Source organism: Corynebacterium halotolerans (assembly GCF_050107895.1).
Classification (GTDB): Bacteria; Actinomycetota; Actinomycetes; order Mycobacteriales; family Mycobacteriaceae; genus Corynebacterium; species Corynebacterium halotolerans_B.
Genome location: NZ_JBNILW010000001.1, coordinates 74,737 through 89,063 on the forward strand (window position 1 = coordinate 74,737; position 14,327 = coordinate 89,063).

16 protein-coding genes and 1 riboswitch are annotated in these 14,327 nt (G+C 65.0%); of the genes, 10 read left to right on the forward strand and 6 right to left on the reverse strand.

Going from position 1 to position 14,327, the window contains the following annotated elements; all coding sequences use genetic code 11:
* Positions 1 to 86: 86 nt before the first annotated feature.
* The 5 genes from ACQCVD_RS00325 to ACQCVD_RS00345 are packed head-to-tail and all read right to left on the reverse strand — an operon-like array spanning position 87 to position 4,084.
* Complete coding sequence (locus ACQCVD_RS00325; protein ID WP_426821695.1) at positions 87 to 1,208, reverse strand: ThiF family adenylyltransferase; 1,122 nt, start codon at positions 1,206 to 1,208, stop codon at positions 87 to 89.
* Entirely contained in the window at positions 1,208 to 1,993 is a 786-nt protein-coding gene (locus tag ACQCVD_RS00330) for a thiazole synthase (protein ID WP_426821696.1), read from the reverse strand. Before ACQCVD_RS00330 ends, ACQCVD_RS00325 begins: the two co-directional genes overlap by 1 nt.
* Positions 1,994 to 1,998: 5 nt before the next feature.
* Positions 1,999 to 2,199 carry a sulfur carrier protein ThiS gene (gene thiS, locus ACQCVD_RS00335; protein WP_426821697.1) on the reverse strand — a complete coding sequence of 67 codons (201 nt, stop codon included), beginning with the start codon at positions 2,197 to 2,199 and terminating at the stop codon, positions 1,999 to 2,001.
* A 50-nt stretch (positions 2,200 to 2,249) separates the two neighbouring features.
* Positions 2,250 to 3,431 carry a glycine oxidase ThiO gene (gene thiO / locus ACQCVD_RS00340; protein WP_426821698.1) on the reverse strand — a complete coding sequence of 394 codons (1,182 nt, stop codon included), beginning with the start codon at positions 3,429 to 3,431 and terminating at the stop codon, positions 2,250 to 2,252.
* Entirely contained in the window at positions 3,428 to 4,084 is a 657-nt protein-coding gene (locus ACQCVD_RS00345; protein ID WP_426821699.1) for a thiamine phosphate synthase, read from the reverse strand. Before ACQCVD_RS00345 ends, thiO begins: the two co-directional genes overlap by 4 nt.
* Before the next feature lie 97 nt (positions 4,085 to 4,181).
* Positions 4,182 to 4,293: riboswitch (TPP riboswitch) on the reverse strand.
* Between the two features lie 287 nt (positions 4,294 to 4,580).
* Here ACQCVD_RS00345 and rplS point away from each other — a divergent pair.
* From rplS to ACQCVD_RS00390, 9 genes are all read left to right on the forward strand, one after another.
* Complete coding sequence (gene rplS / locus ACQCVD_RS00350) at positions 4,581 to 4,922, forward strand: 50S ribosomal protein L19 (RefSeq protein WP_426821700.1); 342 nt, start codon at positions 4,581 to 4,583, stop codon at positions 4,920 to 4,922.
* A 341-nt stretch (positions 4,923 to 5,263) separates the two neighbouring features.
* The gene (lepB, locus tag ACQCVD_RS00355) at positions 5,264 to 6,007 is read left to right on the forward strand and encodes a signal peptidase I (RefSeq protein ID WP_426822070.1); all 744 of its coding nucleotides are present in this window, start codon (positions 5,264 to 5,266) and stop codon (positions 6,005 to 6,007) included.
* 95 nt (positions 6,008 to 6,102) lie between these two features.
* Complete coding sequence (gene lepB / locus ACQCVD_RS00360) at positions 6,103 to 6,837, forward strand: signal peptidase I (RefSeq protein WP_426821701.1); 735 nt, start codon at positions 6,103 to 6,105, stop codon at positions 6,835 to 6,837.
* Between the two features lie 32 nt (positions 6,838 to 6,869).
* Positions 6,870 to 7,547 (forward strand): ribonuclease HII, encoded by a 678-nt coding sequence (locus ACQCVD_RS00365; RefSeq protein WP_426821702.1) that lies wholly within the window; start codon positions 6,870 to 6,872, stop codon positions 7,545 to 7,547.
* On the forward strand, positions 7,544 to 7,849 hold the full coding sequence (locus ACQCVD_RS00370; protein ID WP_426821704.1) for a DUF2469 domain-containing protein: 306 nt from the start codon (positions 7,544 to 7,546) through the stop codon (positions 7,847 to 7,849). Before ACQCVD_RS00365 ends, ACQCVD_RS00370 begins: the two co-directional genes overlap by 4 nt.
* 161 nt (positions 7,850 to 8,010) lie before the next feature.
* Positions 8,011 to 8,415, forward strand: coding sequence for a YraN family protein (locus ACQCVD_RS00375; protein ID WP_426821705.1), 405 nt, complete (start codon positions 8,011 to 8,013; stop codon positions 8,413 to 8,415).
* Positions 8,402 to 9,928: a YifB family Mg chelatase-like AAA ATPase gene (locus ACQCVD_RS00380; protein WP_426821706.1), complete on the forward strand. Its 1,527-nt coding sequence runs from the start codon at positions 8,402 to 8,404 to the stop codon at positions 9,926 to 9,928. Before ACQCVD_RS00375 ends, ACQCVD_RS00380 begins: the two co-directional genes overlap by 14 nt.
* Positions 9,925 to 11,106 carry a DNA-processing protein DprA gene (dprA, locus tag ACQCVD_RS00385; protein WP_426821707.1) on the forward strand — a complete coding sequence of 394 codons (1,182 nt, stop codon included), beginning with the start codon at positions 9,925 to 9,927 and terminating at the stop codon, positions 11,104 to 11,106. The genes ACQCVD_RS00380 and dprA overlap by 4 nt, the downstream gene beginning before the upstream one ends.
* A gap of 181 nt (positions 11,107 to 11,287) precedes the next feature.
* Positions 11,288 to 12,268: a tyrosine recombinase XerC gene (locus ACQCVD_RS00390; RefSeq protein WP_426821708.1), complete on the forward strand. Its 981-nt coding sequence runs from the start codon at positions 11,288 to 11,290 to the stop codon at positions 12,266 to 12,268.
* On the opposite strand, the gene ACQCVD_RS00395 is transcribed toward ACQCVD_RS00390, so the two are convergent.
* Positions 12,216 to 12,869, reverse strand: coding sequence for a murein hydrolase activator EnvC family protein (locus ACQCVD_RS00395; protein WP_426821709.1), 654 nt, complete (start codon positions 12,867 to 12,869; stop codon positions 12,216 to 12,218). The two genes, ACQCVD_RS00390 and ACQCVD_RS00395, sit on opposite strands and share 53 nt — an antisense overlap.
* A 379-nt stretch (positions 12,870 to 13,248) precedes the next feature.
* On the opposite strand from ACQCVD_RS00395, the gene rpsB reads away from it, so the two are divergent.
* Positions 13,249 to 14,097 carry a 30S ribosomal protein S2 gene (rpsB, locus tag ACQCVD_RS00400; protein ID WP_426821710.1) on the forward strand — a complete coding sequence of 283 codons (849 nt, stop codon included), beginning with the start codon at positions 13,249 to 13,251 and terminating at the stop codon, positions 14,095 to 14,097.
* Positions 14,098 to 14,327 lie beyond the last annotated feature (230 nt).

The following is a 14,327-nucleotide window of genomic DNA, read 5'->3' on the forward strand; positions in this document are numbered from 1 at the left end:
GCTGCTCCGGCGGCAGCGCGGCCGGGCCGCCAGATGAGGACGGGGTGAGCGTCGATCTGCGCGATGGTGCCGATATGGTGCGTTCCCTACAGGCCGTTGAGACCACCCGGTAGGTCTATCAGCTCAATGTTGGAGCGCAGGGCCTGATCCCGGTACTGTCCGAGGAAGTCGCGGCTCCGGCTTCCGGAGGCGCAATAGACAACGACGGTTCCGGACCGGTTGGCCAGAACCTCGTCGAACCTTTCCGGGCTGGCCTGGGATAGGGGCAGATGCAGCCCGGGAGTCACCCCGGGCAAGTCCGACACCCACTTCTCGTGCTCCTCCCGTACGTCAAGGGCGGTGGCCTCACCGGTTTTCAATAGCTCCAGTTGTGGCGGGACCGGTGCATCCGGGGCCGGCGCTGAACGCGTCGCCGGAACATAGTCGGCGCGCAACGCGGTCTCCGGCTCGCGACCCGGATCCCGGGAGACGCTGAAGGGACGCAGCCGCGCGCTGAGTGCCTCATAAGAGAGCAGACGCCCGGGAACGGACTCGCCGATCCCTGCCAGATGCTTCACGGCTTCGGTGGTCATCAATCCGGCCACAACCGAGGTGGTCACTCCCAGGACACCGGCGGTCGCACAGTCCGGCACGGAATCCGCCGGCGGTTGATCCGGGAACAGATCCCGCAGTCCGACTCCAGGTTCGGGCGCTCCCGGTCCGGACCACCACAACGCCACCTCACCGCGGTAACGCAGCACTGTCCCCCAGATCAGAGGAGTACCGGTGACCTCGGCCGCGTCGGCAACAAGGTACTTGGTGGCGAAAGTGTCCGAGCCGTCGAGCACCAAATCGGCGCCCTTCACCAACTCCACCGCGTTCTGCGTGGTCATCCGTCGGCGAAGCGCAGTCACGGTGATACCCGGCTGCAGGTGCCGGAGCCGGCCGGCCGCCACCTCCACCTTCGGCCTGCCCTGGTCCTCGACCCCGAACAGGATCTGCCGGTGGATGTTGCTCAGATCCACGGTGTCATCGTCGATGACGGTGATGTGGCCGACTCCGACGGCTGCGAGCTGTTGCATCGCCGGACAGCCGAGACCTCCCGCGCCGATGACGAGCACATGGGCGTCCGCCAGCCGCTGTTGTTGCTCCAGGCCGAAGCCCGGCAGGGCTAGTTGGCGCGCAATCCGCCGCAACTCCGTCTCGGGGAAAGAGGTCCGGTTCGCCATCACAGCACCTGCTCCGCCCAGTTGGCCAGCCCCTCGAAGCTGGACGAGGCCACCCCGTGCTCCCGCTTCGGGATCCGACCGGCGGCACGGGACAACCGGCCTGCTTCAACCCCGAGGCGCATCGCCCGTGCCATCGCCACCGGATCCTGACACCGGTTGATGGCGCTGGCCAAGAGCACCCCGTCGCACCCCAGCTCCATGGCCAGAGTCGCATCCGAGGCGGTGCCCACCCCCGCGTCGAGCAGCACCGGGACCGTGGCGCGGGAGCAGATCAGCTCGATATTGTGTGGGTTGAGAATGCCGAGTCCGGTGCCGATGGGGGAACCGAGCGGCATCACGGCTGCCACGCCGGCATCCTCCAGACGGGTCGCCACGACCGGGTCGTCGGACGTGTAGGCGAGCACCGTGAATCCGGCCCCGACGAGTTGTTCACAGGCCTCGAGGAGTTCGGTTGTGTCGGGCAGCAAGGTGTGTTCGTCTGCGATGACTTCCACCTTCACCCAGTTTGTCTCCAGCGCCTCGCGGGCCAGTCGAGCGGTGATCACGGCATCCCGCGCCGTGCGGCAGCCGGCAGTGTTCGGGAGCAGGTCGATGCCGAGCCTGGTAAGCAGGTCGAAGACTGATTCACCGGAGGCGGGCCGGGCCGCTGCGTGGCGACGCATGGCTACCGTGGTCAGCTGGGTGCCGCTGGCCCTGAGGGACTCCTCCAGCAGCGCCTGGGAGCTGGCGCCCCCGGTACCCATCACCAGGCAGGAGTCGTAGCTGCGGTCAGCGATTGTCAACATGCCGGTCAACCGCCCTGAACCGCGGTGAGTACGTCGACCACGTCGCCCTCCGTGACAAGGCGGTCCCACCCCGACCTGGGCACGACCTCCGCGTTGACGGCCACGGCCACGCCGGCGGTGTCGGGGGTGTCAGTCAGTTCGTGGACAATTTCAGCGATGCTGAGTTTCCCGGAATCACGGGGTTCACCGTTGAGAGTGTACTTCATGGGAGTCTCCTGAGTAGGTGTCGTGTAAGAACTGGTCCAGTGCGCCTCGGTCAGCGGCCCTCAGCCGGTGCATGAGCTGAATGACGTAGGGGATCGCATGCGGACAGGTCGATCTCGTGTAACGTGCCGGCTCCGGTCATGAGGTTACTGACCACCTGACCGGCGAGAGCTGAGAGAAGAATGCCGTGCCGGAAGTACCCGGTGGAGATGACTAGGTTGGAGCCCACGCGTCCGAGATAGGGCAGGTCGTCTGGGGTACCGGGACGGGTGCCCACCGCTGCCTCCAGCAGTTCACATTCCTCCAGCCCCGGTATCAGCCGAATGCCGTCCCGGAGCAGTTCGTGAACCGCGCCCGCATTCGGCCGGGTTCCGGAATCTTCGCGACTGCTCGCCCCGAGGGTGAGCGTGCCATCCATCCTCGGGATCAGATACACGGGGCGATCCTCGACGAACGCGCGGATCACCCGGGTGGCCAGCGGCTGCAGGTGTGCCGGTACGGCCAGGTTCAAGATGTCCCCGTGGACCGGCCGGAGTCGCAACGGGTTATCGCCGGAATACCAGCCGGTCACCTGTGCCGCGCCCAGCCCGTTTGCCAGCACGACCAATGCGCCGATCGTGTCCAGGGTCCGGGTTTCACAGTGCACCGCCAGACAGGGATCCGCTCCCTCCAACCCGGTCACCCTTTCACGGATTAGGGTCACACCGCGCCGGGTCAGCACATCCTGTAGCGCTGCAGCGAACAAGCGGGGTGAGATCTGGTGGTCACCGGGGGCGCTCACCGCGCCGGCGATCCGGGGTGAGAGAGCAGGTTCCAATCTCCGGACTTGACGGGGTGTCAGCTGTTCGACTGTCATGCCGTGGTGGCGCTGGTAGTCGCTGAGGGCGGACAGGTGCCTGGCGTCAGCCCGGTCTGCGGCAACCACTACAGTGCCTTCAGTCCGAAACCCGGTGGGCAGATCCGTCGCTTCCGTGATCCGGCCGACCAGGTCCCGATACAGCTTCGCCGAGCTCATCATCAGCGGGAACAGTGGTTCCTGCCGATACTGCACCTCCGCTACCGGGGCCAACATACCGCCCGCATAGTTGGTGGCACCGGAGGCTGGATTCGGATCGACCAGGGTGACCGGTACCCCTTGCTCCGTCAACTCAAAGCAGGTGACTAGACCAACCAGACCCCCGCCGATAACTATCGCCCGATCCGCTACGCCACCCGCCACCTGCCATGCGGTCATCGGGTGGCCCCGAACTCGTCGAGAATGGACTGGGCCAGCTCCCGAGGATCATCTGCCTGCATGAATCCGCGGGAGATCGCCACCCCAGCCACGCCGGTCGCTGAAAGTTCGCCCACGTCTGCAATGGACACGTCCCCGATCGCGACCACCGGGACCGGAGAGGCGGCTACTAGCGGCGGATAACCCGACACTCCGAGGGGAGAACGCCCGGAATCCTTGGTGGGGGTGGGCCGGAATGGGCCAGCACCGATGTAATCGATCACATCGGCGACGTCTTGGGCTGCACGCACCAACTCCATCGTTCCGGTGGTTAGTCCGATGATCGCCTCAGGACCGAGCAGGGCGCGGACATCCGCGACGGGAAGATCGTCCTGACCGACGTGTACGCCGTGAACCGGAACCCCGCGGCGCCTGAGCACGGCGGCGACATCCGCACGATCGTCGACAAGCACCCGGGTAACGGGATTGGCGGCGGCGACGGCGTGGGCGACCTGCTCGGTCAGTTCCGTCAACGCGCGGGCGCTGATCGGTTTGGAGCGGACCTGGATGACACCGGCACCTCCCGCGGCTGCCGACCGGGCGACCTCGACCGTACGGCGGGGCTCCGCGGCCCCGGTCACGACATAACAACTGAAATCAGGTGGTTCCGGCACGGGCGCGACCTCCAGGGAGTGAGGAACAGGACTGTGCCTGGTAGACGCGCCAGCTGCGGAGAATGTGAGGTCCTGGTCCGCGGCAGAATAAACCGGTGCCATTGAAGAGACTCGCTTCCTCCGCTGGTGCTAACCAGACAGGTTCAAACGGTCCCGCGCGGTGGCAGCGCGATCTCAGCCCGATGCCTCGGGCACCCGTGGGGTTCGTTCGACAGCCTAGGTCACCTGGCCGGAATCGACAACAGTTCGGGGGTGGTTTCCCTGTCTTCTATAGGTCGGGGGAATCGGGTCGTGCACAACCAGGATGTCAGGGTGAGACGAAAAGTTTTGGGAACCGGTGGAACATATGGCATGCTATTCAGGTTGACTGCACACGCATGTCTTAGTTGACCGCGGAGTGTCAGCGGCGAACCATGTAGCGAATACGAACCGGTCGAGCACCCGGCCACGGGAAGCGCCGCCAGGGTCCTCTGTTCAGAACTCATTAAGGATTGTCATGAACATTCTCGATAAGGTCGATGCAGCACAGCTGCGCGACGACCTCCCGGATTTCCGCCCGGGCGACACCCTCGACGTCAATGTCAAGGTCATTGAGGGCACCACCACCCGTACCCAGCTGTTCAAGGGCGTCGTGCTGCGCCGCCAGGGCAGCGGTATCCGCGAGACCTTCACCGTCCGCAAGGTTTCCTTCGGCATCGGTGTGGAGCGTACCTTCCCGGTGCACTCCCCGAACATCGATTCCATCAAGGTCGTGCGCCGCGGTGACGTCCGTCGTGCCAAGCTGTACTACCTGCGTAACCTGCACGGTAAGGCAGCGAAGATCAAGGAGAAGCGCTAGTCCCGGTGCTTCCACTGAGGCACTGAGCAGCTCTGCTCCACCGCCCCGGTCAACGGTTCACACCGTTGACCGGGGCGGTTTCTCCGTCTGTGGTCCAGCGGATTATGAGGTCCTACTCGCTCCGTCACTGAGCTGCTTTGAAAGTAGGGGGGACTTGCCAGCCATCTGTCCAGGGAGTGTTCCCCCGGTCAGAGCGTGTGGTACACCACGGTGCGGGTGCGGAAGCGGTGTCCCGACCTACTGCTACAGTCAACGACGTGACTGATTCATCCCGCGACAAGACCCCAGCCCATCCCGGCTCGACAGCCTCGGAGAAGGCGGGCGACACCGCAGCCGAGGACGTGCGGGACAATCAAGAGGACTCGGCTACGGACAGGGAAGAGAAGAAGCCCACGCCCTGGTACATCGAGGTGCCGGTGGTCATAGTCCTGACTCTGCTGATCATCTTCGTCTTCCAGACCTTCGTCGGCCGCATGTACCTGATCCCCTCGCAATCCATGGAACCTACGCTCCATGGTTGTGAGGGATGTACGGGAGACCGCATCTTCGTGGATAAGCTCAGCTACAATTTCTCGGACCCAGAGCCGGGTGACGTGGTGGTGTTCAAGGGCACGGATTCCTGGAACACCAACTTCGTGTCGCAGCGCTCCCAAAACGACATTCTCCGGGGACTGCAGAATCTCGGTTCCTACGTCGGGCTGGTCGCGCCGGATGAGAATGACCTGGTCAAACGCATCATCGCCACCGGTGGGCAGACCGTGTCCTGTCAGGCCGGTGATCCGGGCGTCATGGTAGACGGTGAGGTGGTTGACGCCTCCTACACCCTGCAGCCCCCGGCTTTCCCGGTCAACGGGAACACCGGTTCCGAGGAATGCGGCGGAGACTATTTCGGTCCCGTCACGGTTCCGGAAGACAATTACTTCATGATGGGCGACAACCGCACCAACTCCCTCGACTCCCGCTACCACCTGGGCGATGAGCATCAGGGCACTATCCCGGAGGAGAATATCCGGGGCAAGGTACAGGCTGTCATTTTCCCGTTCGACCGCATCGGTGGAGTCGCGGACCCGGACATCCAGGATTAGCACGTCCCGGCTCGGGGAGTACGAGATTTTCCCGGTCAGGGTTTCGCGGCCTGATTGGCGCGGATGAAGCTGCCCGAGGAAAGGACCACGACACGGTGAGTAACCGACCAACCGAATCCGAGGCCGAGCAGAAGCCTCGCCCCTGGTACGTCGAGTTGATGATGATCGTCATTGCCGTGGTGCTGATCATCTTCGTGGTCCACACCTTCATTGGCAGGATCTACCTGATCCCCTCCGGATCCATGGAGCCGACCCTGCACGGTTGCGAAGGGTGCACCGGCGACCGTATCGCCACGGAGAAGATCACCTATGCCTTCACCGACCCCGAACCCGGCGACGTGGTGGTGTTCGCGGGAACCGGGTCCTGGAACGCCGACTATGACTCGTCCCGCTCCGGTAACGCGGTGGTGCACGCTCTCCAGGACTTCGGTGCCCTACTCGGCCTCATCCCGCCGGACGAGAACAATCTGGTGAAACGGATCATCGCGACGGGTGGACAGACTGTCTCGTGCCAACCAGGGGACCCGGGCATCATGGTCGACGGGGAGAAAGTGGATGATTCCTACACGTTGCAGCCGCCGCAGAATGAGGTGGCCGGAATCAACGCCTCGGATGAGTGCGGTGGTCCCCACTTCGGTCCGGTCACTGTCCCGGAAGACCATTACTTCATGATGGGGGACAACCGCACTGACTCTGCCGACTCCCGGTACCACCTGGGCGATGAACATCAGGGCACTATCCCGGAAAAGAACATCCGGGGCAAGGCGCAGGCCGTTATCTTCCCCTTTACCCACCTCAGCGGGATCGAGGACCCGGGTATCCAGCTCTGACAATTGACCGCCGTGAAGGATGGAGATCTCTGATGCCGCGTGTGCGTCGTCTCAAACAGCTGCGGACCTATGAGGTCGCGCTCTCGAAACACGGCCTCGGGCCGGTGGCGGGCGTCGACGAGGCCGGCCGGGGAGCATGCTGCGGACCGATCACCATCGCCGCCTGCATCCTGCCGGACCATCCCGTCGCGGAACTGGATAAGCTCACCGACTCCAAGCAGCTGAGTCCCGTCCGGCGGGCACAGTTGCTACCGGTGATCAAAAAGCATGCGCTCGCCTGGTCGGTGGTTTCGGTACCGGCCACCGTCATTGACACCCGGGGTATCCAGGACGCCAACATCTCCGGCATGCGGCGGGCCGTTGCCGCGCTGGACCTGCGTCCCGGCTACGTGCTCACGGATGCGTGGCGGGTGCCCGGGTTGTCCTGTCCCCACCTGCCAGTGACGGGCGGCGACGCCGCCGTCCGGTGCATCGCCGCCGCCAGTGTCCTGGCGAAGCAGACCAGGGATGAGCATATGGTGGAGCTGGGTCTGCGGCACTCGGGATACGGGTTGGCGTCCCACAAAGGCTATGGCACCAGTTCGCATCTGGCTGCGGTGCGCCGCCACGGCGGCAGCCCGGAGCATCGATATAGTTATGCGAATGTGGCGCAGGCACACGAGGAGTGGCTGCGTGGATCGCACCGGGAATCAAGGGAAGGCAGGGCATGAGCGCTGAGGAACTCGACAATTACGAGGCGGAGGTCGAGCTGTCGCTCTACCGGGAGTATCGCGACGTCGTCAGCCAGTTTTCCTATGTGGTGGAGACCGAGCGCCGGTTCTACCTGGCAAACGCGGTGGAATTGATTCCGCACACCAACGGCGGCGATGTCTACTACGAGGTTCGGATGTCGGACGCCTGGGTGTGGGACATGTACCGTTCCGCCCGTTTCGTCCGCTACGTTCGGGTCATCACGTACAAGGACGTCAACATTGAAGAGCTCGACAAACCCGAGCTGATCATGCCGGAGTAGCCGACGAGGTACAATCGGGCAAGCTGACACCGGCTGCTGCTGTGGAGAACCAGGGTTCTCCACAGCAGCAGCCGGTGTCCGCGTTCCGGCATTGCCCTGCGGGTCCCATCAGGTGATGGTGAACGGGAAAGTTCATCAACACAGCTCATGAGGGGGAAACCATGTCGGGAAGAATCAGCGGCCACCAGGACGCCAGACGCGCACTGGGACGCAGTGGAGAGCAGTACGCAGCGGGCTTCTATGAAGGGCGCGGGGCCCTGGTCCTCGGCCGGAACATCAGTTATCCGTTCGGCGAACTGGATCTGGTGCTGCAGGAGCCGGACAGCACGGTCGTCTTCGCGGAGGTGAAGACGCGGGCCACCCTGGCCTTCGGCGGAGCGGAATCCGTCACCCCGGCGAAGCGACGCCGCCTACGAGCTGCCGCCACCGCCTGGCTCGGCGAGCACCGCGAGCTGGGCTGGGTACCGGTGCGTTTTGACGTCGTGCTGCTGGTGGTCGCCGGAGATGAGGCTCCGGGGCAGTTCACCATCGATCACTACGAGGGGATTTTCGATGGCGCTCGGTAAAACGACCACGGCGGCTCTGACCGGCGTCCGTGCCGACATCGTCACCATAGAAGCCAATATCGGTCCGGGGCTTCCCGGGATCCACATTGTCGGACTCGGGGACACGGCCATCAGTGAAGCCCGGGACCGCATCCGCACGGCGGTGGCGAATTCCCACCTGGAGTGGCCCAAAACCAAGGTGGTATTGAGCCTGTCGCCAGCTTCCCTCCCGAAATCAGGATCGCACTTTGACCTGGCGATGGCGATGGCCATCCTGACCGCACGGGAGGGCCGCCCGGAGGTGACCAGCCGCCTGAACAGCACCCTGCTCCTGGGAGAGGTGGGCTTGGACGGTGGCATCCATGCTGTGCCCGGCATCCTGCCGGCGCTGCTGGCCGCGCGCGAGCACGGGTACCGCTGCGTAGTCGTTCCACCGGGCAACGCGGCTGAGGCCGCCATCCTCCCCGGTACCGACATCCTGAGTGCCGGTACTCTCCGGACGGCCTTCGAATGGGCCGCCGGTCGCGGAGAGCTGCCCCGGGTCACCTCCGTCGGGGAGATCACCGAAACCCCGCCGCAGCCGGACATGGCGGACATTGCGGGACAACCGGAAGCCAAATTCGCGGCGGAGGTCGCTGCGACCGGCGGCCACCACATGATGCTGCTCGGACCACCGGGATCGGGCAAGTCGATGATCGCGGGCCGCCTCCCCGGTCTCCTGCCACCGCTGACCGAATCCGAGTGCATCGAAACGACCTCGGTGCACTCCGTTGCCGGCCACGCCTTCCACGGCCCCGTGTGCCGTGCCCCCTTCATCGCTCCGCACCACAGTGTCAGCCGGGCCGCACTATTGGGCGGAGGAGCGGGCAACCCGCGCCCCGGAGCAGTCAGCCTGGCACACCACGGTGTCCTGTTCCTGGATGAAGCCAGTGAGATCCCGGCGCCCGTCCTCGACTCTCTGCGCACTCCACTGGAGGACGGGGTAGTCCAGCTGGTCCGATCCCGGCGGGAAGTGCGTTTTCCCGCCCGTTTCCAGTTGCTCCTGGCGGCAAATCCCTGCCGTTGTGCGGCCGAGGAGGTGCACCGGTGCAGATGCACGCCGCGCCAGCGGGCAACCTACCTCAACAACCTGTCGGGCCCGCTACGGGACCGGCTCGACATCACCGTGCGCACCCATTCCCGCGGCGCGGTCATCAGCACGACCGGCTCGGAGGGCAGCGTCACTATCGCAGAGCGGGTGGCGGCGGGACGGGAGCGGGCCCGGGAGCGCTGGTCCCGGTACGGTCTCGGCCACCTCCATAACGCGGTGGTCGATCCGCACCTGCTGCGGCGGTATTTTCCGGCCGACGATGCAGCAATGGCGCTGCTCGGTGCCCATCTCGGGGACGCGGAGGTCAGCCAGCGCGGCGTGGATCGTGCGCTGAAACTGGCCTGGACCATCTGCGATCTCGAGGATGCCGACCAACCGGACCTCGACCACATGGCTCGCGCCCTGGAGCTGCAGGGGCACGCCGGACTCGTGGGGGCAGTGTGAGCGCGCGGGAATCCTGGGCCTATCTCTCCCGGGTCGTGGAGGGGCCCAGCCGGCATCTCCAGGATCTGTTCCGCGAGGGGCACAGCGCCGACGACATCGCCGCCGCTATCCGCAACCGGAAACCGTGGCTGGGACCACTGCTGGGGGAGACCGCCAGTCGTCACGGATGGGAACGCGCCACCGAAGATCTGGCCCGGATCGAGGAACTCGGCGGCCGGTTGATCACGCCCGAAGACACCGAATGGCCGCGCCGGGAACTGGACCAGGCCTTCGGATTCGCGGCTTCCGGACTCAGTGAGCATATCCGCTCTCACCAGGCGGACGCTGTTCCTCCACATGCTTTATGGGTTCGCGGCGGCAGTCTCGCCCGGGCCATCGCGCAATCAGTCGCAGTCGTGGGAACCCGGGCGGTGAGCCGTTACGGCATGGAGGCCACCAGGATGATCACCGGCGGCCTCAGCTCCCATCAGTGGAGCATCGTGTCTGGCGGGGCCCTGGGGATCGACACAGCGGCTCATGAGGAGGTCCTGCAGAAGCAGGGGACCACGGTCATGGTGGCCGCCTGCGGACTGGACCGGGCCTATCCGGCACGCAATCAGCCCCTCTTCGATCAGATCGCATCCTCCGGCAGCGGGGTGGTGGTCAGCGAGTATCCACCGGGCATTCCGCCCCAGCGGCACCGCTTTCTCACCCGTAACAGGCTGGTCGCGGCGCTGACCCAGGGAACGGTGATCGTCGAGGCTGCATGGCGTTCCGGCGCCCTGAACACGTTGAGCTGGGCCAGTGCGCTGGGGCGCGTGGCGATGGCTGTGCCCGGACCGGTGACATCCGCAAACTCGCTGGGCTGCCACGATCGCATCCGCGACGGCCGGGCCCAGTTGGTCACCAGCAGCGATGACATCCGGGCGTTGCTGGGCGGGATCGGGGAACTGGATCTGGAAAAGCAGTATGAACTCCAGTTCCCGGGGACAGCGCCCCAGGGGCTGAGCCGAAATGAACTGCGTGTCTACGATGCGCTGGAGGAGAACCGCGACCGGGACACCGAGGAGGTGGCGGCGACCGCCGGCCTACCGCTGGCACTGACCGTGCACCTGCTGGTGGATCTGGGGAAGCAGGGGTTGGTACTCCGTAACGGCACCCGATGGCGCCGAAATACCCCGGGGGACCAGGAAGTTTGAGAAAGTTTCGCGGAAAGGGTTGCCTTGCCAGCCATCTCCACCTAAAGTATGTCAGGCAAGCCTAAGTTAAGTCGACGGGATGTCGGGCTGGACGTCCCGCTGGCGGTCGGAGGTTCTCACGATACGTGGTTTTGAGAGGATGCCGCGCATCACGAATCTCCGGCAACTAGGGTTGTGGATTATGGGTGAGTCAAAGAAGAAGGCGACGCGGAGGCAACGGACCGCGTCGCCTTCTTCTGTGCCTGAGCACCAAGAAGTCGCTGGCGGAACCGGGATGGGAGGGCCGGCGCGGCAGGTGGCCGAAGCCGTGGAGGATTTCGCGGAGCAGCAGCTCCTGGTGGCGGGGCGTTCTCCGGCCACTGTGCGCGGGTACCGCTCTGACTTGCTGAATCTTGCTGCGGGAATTTCCACTTTCGCTGATTTCACGCTCAACAACCTCCGGGCCTGGCTGGCGGAGGCGGTGGTGGAGGGGAAATCACGGGCCACACTGGCGCGGCGTACCGCTTCGGCGCGGGCCTTCAGTACCTGGGCAGTGCGCCAGGGGCATCTCGAATCTGATGTGGCTGCCCGTCTGGTCACCCCCAAGGTGAACCGGTCACTGCCGAAGGTGCTGGGAGAGTCCCAAGCTGGCGAGTTGATGGGGAACTCGGCCTCCGCAGATGAACCGGAGTTCCTCCGGGACAGCGCAATGCTGGAACTGCTCTACGCCACCGGCATCCGGGTCGGGGAGTTGTGCGGCCTCGACATCACCGACGTTGATCTGCCGGGACGCACCGCTCGAGTGACGGGCAAGGGGGACCGGCAGCGGGTCGTTCCTTTCGGGCATGCCGCGGGCGATGCCCTCCGACAATGGCTCGACCAGGGCCGTGATGAATTTGCCCGGGAAACCGACGCCCTTTTCGTCGGTGTACGGGGCGGCAGGATCGATCCCCGACAGGTGCGGCGGGTCGTTTCCCGTGCGGCCACCGTGACCGGTGCTGCCGGGTTGACGCCGCACAGCCTGCGCCACACGGCTGCCACCCACCTTCTCGAAGGGGGAGCGGACCTACGGATCGTCCAGGAGATGCTCGGCCACTCCTCACTGCAGACCACGCAGATCTACACCCATGTCAGCGCGCAGCGCCTCCGCGAGGCGTACCGGCAGGCGCATCCACGGGCTTGAGTCGGATGATCGGTGCGGCCAGCAGTCCCAGTGGATTGAGATAGCTCTCGTCCCTGCGCGCACCCCAGTGGAGTCCGGGCCAGCCATCGGTCGCGGGGGCCAACGTGCCGATCACGTCACCGGCGGCCACGGGGCCGCCCTGGCTGACGCGGGGATACACCGGCTGGTACGTGGTCCGGATGCCATCTGCATGGTCGATGGAGATCACCGGGGCGCCCGCGACCGGTCCGGCGAAGGCCACGATCCCGGCACCGGCCGCGCGAACCTCTCCGCCCAGGGAAAGCGCCAGATCAACCCCACGGTGCCCAGGCAGCCAGTTGTGCTCCGGCTTGTCGAAGGCGCGTAGCACCGATACCGCGGAGGGTTCTCCAGTGCTCGGATCCAGGTAGGCGCCCCCGTTGGTGCCCGCCGGGACCGCAACCTGCTCCGCCACTGTTGCCGGAAGAACTGCCGGCTCCGGAGGTTCGGCGGTGCACGTCGCGGTCACGCTGACCACGGTCAGAAGAACTCCCGTCATACCTGAGACGAGCCGGTCCGCCGCAGTCGGACGTCGGGCCACGCGCCTGATGGGAACTGTCTGCCGGGTGAATGGTCGTCGCATGGTCTTGAGCCTTTCCGATCCCGTCCCGGACTGGAAGCGCCACCCCGGAGGCTTGTGGATAGTGGGGCAGGTGAGGCCGGTGGCGAAACCACCTGTGGACAACTCCACTCCGCGTTTGGTCGGCCCGGACAAACACGGTATTATCGGCTGCAGCAGTGTGTTCTCCTTCGTGTGTCTGCGGTATTTTCGGAGCATGTGGTGGGGTGACGCACTGACTACGCGCGACTCAGACCCCGCTTTCGGGGTCCGCCGTTGACAAGGTCCCGGTTCTTTTTGGAGCCGGGTGTCAGGGGCGGCTGGGTCGCCAGGGTGCGGGACAACTCCAAAACCCGCACACGTTCAGAAAACCAAAAGCACAACTACAGAAAGGGAGCATCCCATGGCAGTCGTAACCATGCGCGAGCTTCTCGACGCCGGTGTCCACTTCGGCCACCAGACCCGTCGCTGGAACCCGAAGATGCGTCGTTTCATCTTCACGGACCGCAACGGCATCTACATCATTGATCTGCAGCAGACCCTGACCTACATCGATCAGGCCTTCGAGTTCGTCAAGGAGACCGTTGCCCACGGCGGCACCATCCTTTTCGTCGGCACGAAGAAGCAGGCCCAGGAGGCCGTGCAGACCGAGGCTGAGCGCGTCGGCATGCCCTACGTCAACCACCGTTGGCTCGGCGGCATGCTCACCAACTTCCAGACTGTTTCCAAGCGCCTGCACCGCATGAAGGAACTGCAGGCCATGGATGAGGCTGAGGACGGCTACCAGGGCCGGACCAAGAAGGAAGTTCTCATGCTGACCCGCGAGCGCACCAAGCTCGAGCGTGTCCTCGGCGGTATCGCCGACATGACCAAGGTGCCCTCGGCCCTGTGGATCGTTGACACCAACAAGGAGCACATCGCCGTCAACGAGGCGCACAAGCTCAACATCCCGGTCGTGGCCATCCTGGACACCAACTGTGACCCGGACGTCGTTGATTTCCCGGTCCCGGGCAACGACGATGCCATCCGTTCCACCGCGCTGCTGTCGAAGATCATCGCCACCGCCGTGGACGAGGGCAAGAAGGCACGTGAGGAGCGTCAGCTCGCTGCTGCCAAGGAAGCCGCCGGCGACACCCAGGAGAAGGTCGAAGCCGACGCTGAGCAGGCAGCCGAGGCCACCGGTGCTGAGGCACAGGCCGCCCCCGCTGAGGCGGAAGCCGCACCCGCTGAGTCGGACGAGGCAGCCGAGTAGTTGCCGCCTGAGATGGTTCGCCACACGGTGAACCATCGTTGGCCCTCATTCTTCCCGTACTCGCCAGGTGTTTCCTGCTGGGCCGGGAAGTGGGGGCCTTTCTCATGTCCCGGGGAGTGATTCGGCTAGTCACTGGCTCGCAGCTGGGACACCGGCAGAATGTGAGCAGTGGTCTTTCCACCGCAGACACCGGACTATCCCGTTGCGGTCGCACCAAAACCCGGGGCTGT

Bases quoted from the DNA above. Each gene is read 5' to 3' on its own strand.
- ACQCVD_RS00325 (WP_426821695.1), bottom strand. From the start codon at position 1,208: ATGGCGAACCGGACCTCTTTCCCCGAGACGGAGTTGCGGCGGATTGCG.
- ACQCVD_RS00330 (WP_426821696.1), bottom strand. From the start codon at position 1,993: ATGTTGACAATCGCTGACCGCAGCTACGACTCCTGCCTGGTGATGGGT.
- thiS (WP_426821697.1), bottom strand. From the start codon at position 2,199: ATGAAGTACACTCTCAACGGTGAACCCCGTGATTCCGGGAAACTCAGC.
- thiO (WP_426821698.1), bottom strand. From the start codon at position 3,431: ATGACCGCATGGCAGGTGGCGGGTGGCGTAGCGGATCGGGCGATAGTT.
- rplS (WP_426821700.1), top strand. From the start codon at position 4,581: ATGAACATTCTCGATAAGGTCGATGCAGCACAGCTGCGCGACGACCTC.
- ACQCVD_RS00365 (WP_426821702.1), top strand. From the start codon at position 6,870: ATGCCGCGTGTGCGTCGTCTCAAACAGCTGCGGACCTATGAGGTCGCG.
- ACQCVD_RS00370 (WP_426821704.1), top strand. From the start codon at position 7,544: ATGAGCGCTGAGGAACTCGACAATTACGAGGCGGAGGTCGAGCTGTCG.
- ACQCVD_RS00375 (WP_426821705.1), top strand. From the start codon at position 8,011: ATGTCGGGAAGAATCAGCGGCCACCAGGACGCCAGACGCGCACTGGGA.
- ACQCVD_RS00380 (WP_426821706.1), top strand. From the start codon at position 8,402: ATGGCGCTCGGTAAAACGACCACGGCGGCTCTGACCGGCGTCCGTGCC.
- ACQCVD_RS00390 (WP_426821708.1), top strand. From the start codon at position 11,288: ATGGGTGAGTCAAAGAAGAAGGCGACGCGGAGGCAACGGACCGCGTCG.
- ACQCVD_RS00395 (WP_426821709.1), bottom strand. From the start codon at position 12,869: ATGCGACGACCATTCACCCGGCAGACAGTTCCCATCAGGCGCGTGGCC.
- rpsB (WP_426821710.1), top strand. From the start codon at position 13,249: ATGGCAGTCGTAACCATGCGCGAGCTTCTCGACGCCGGTGTCCACTTC.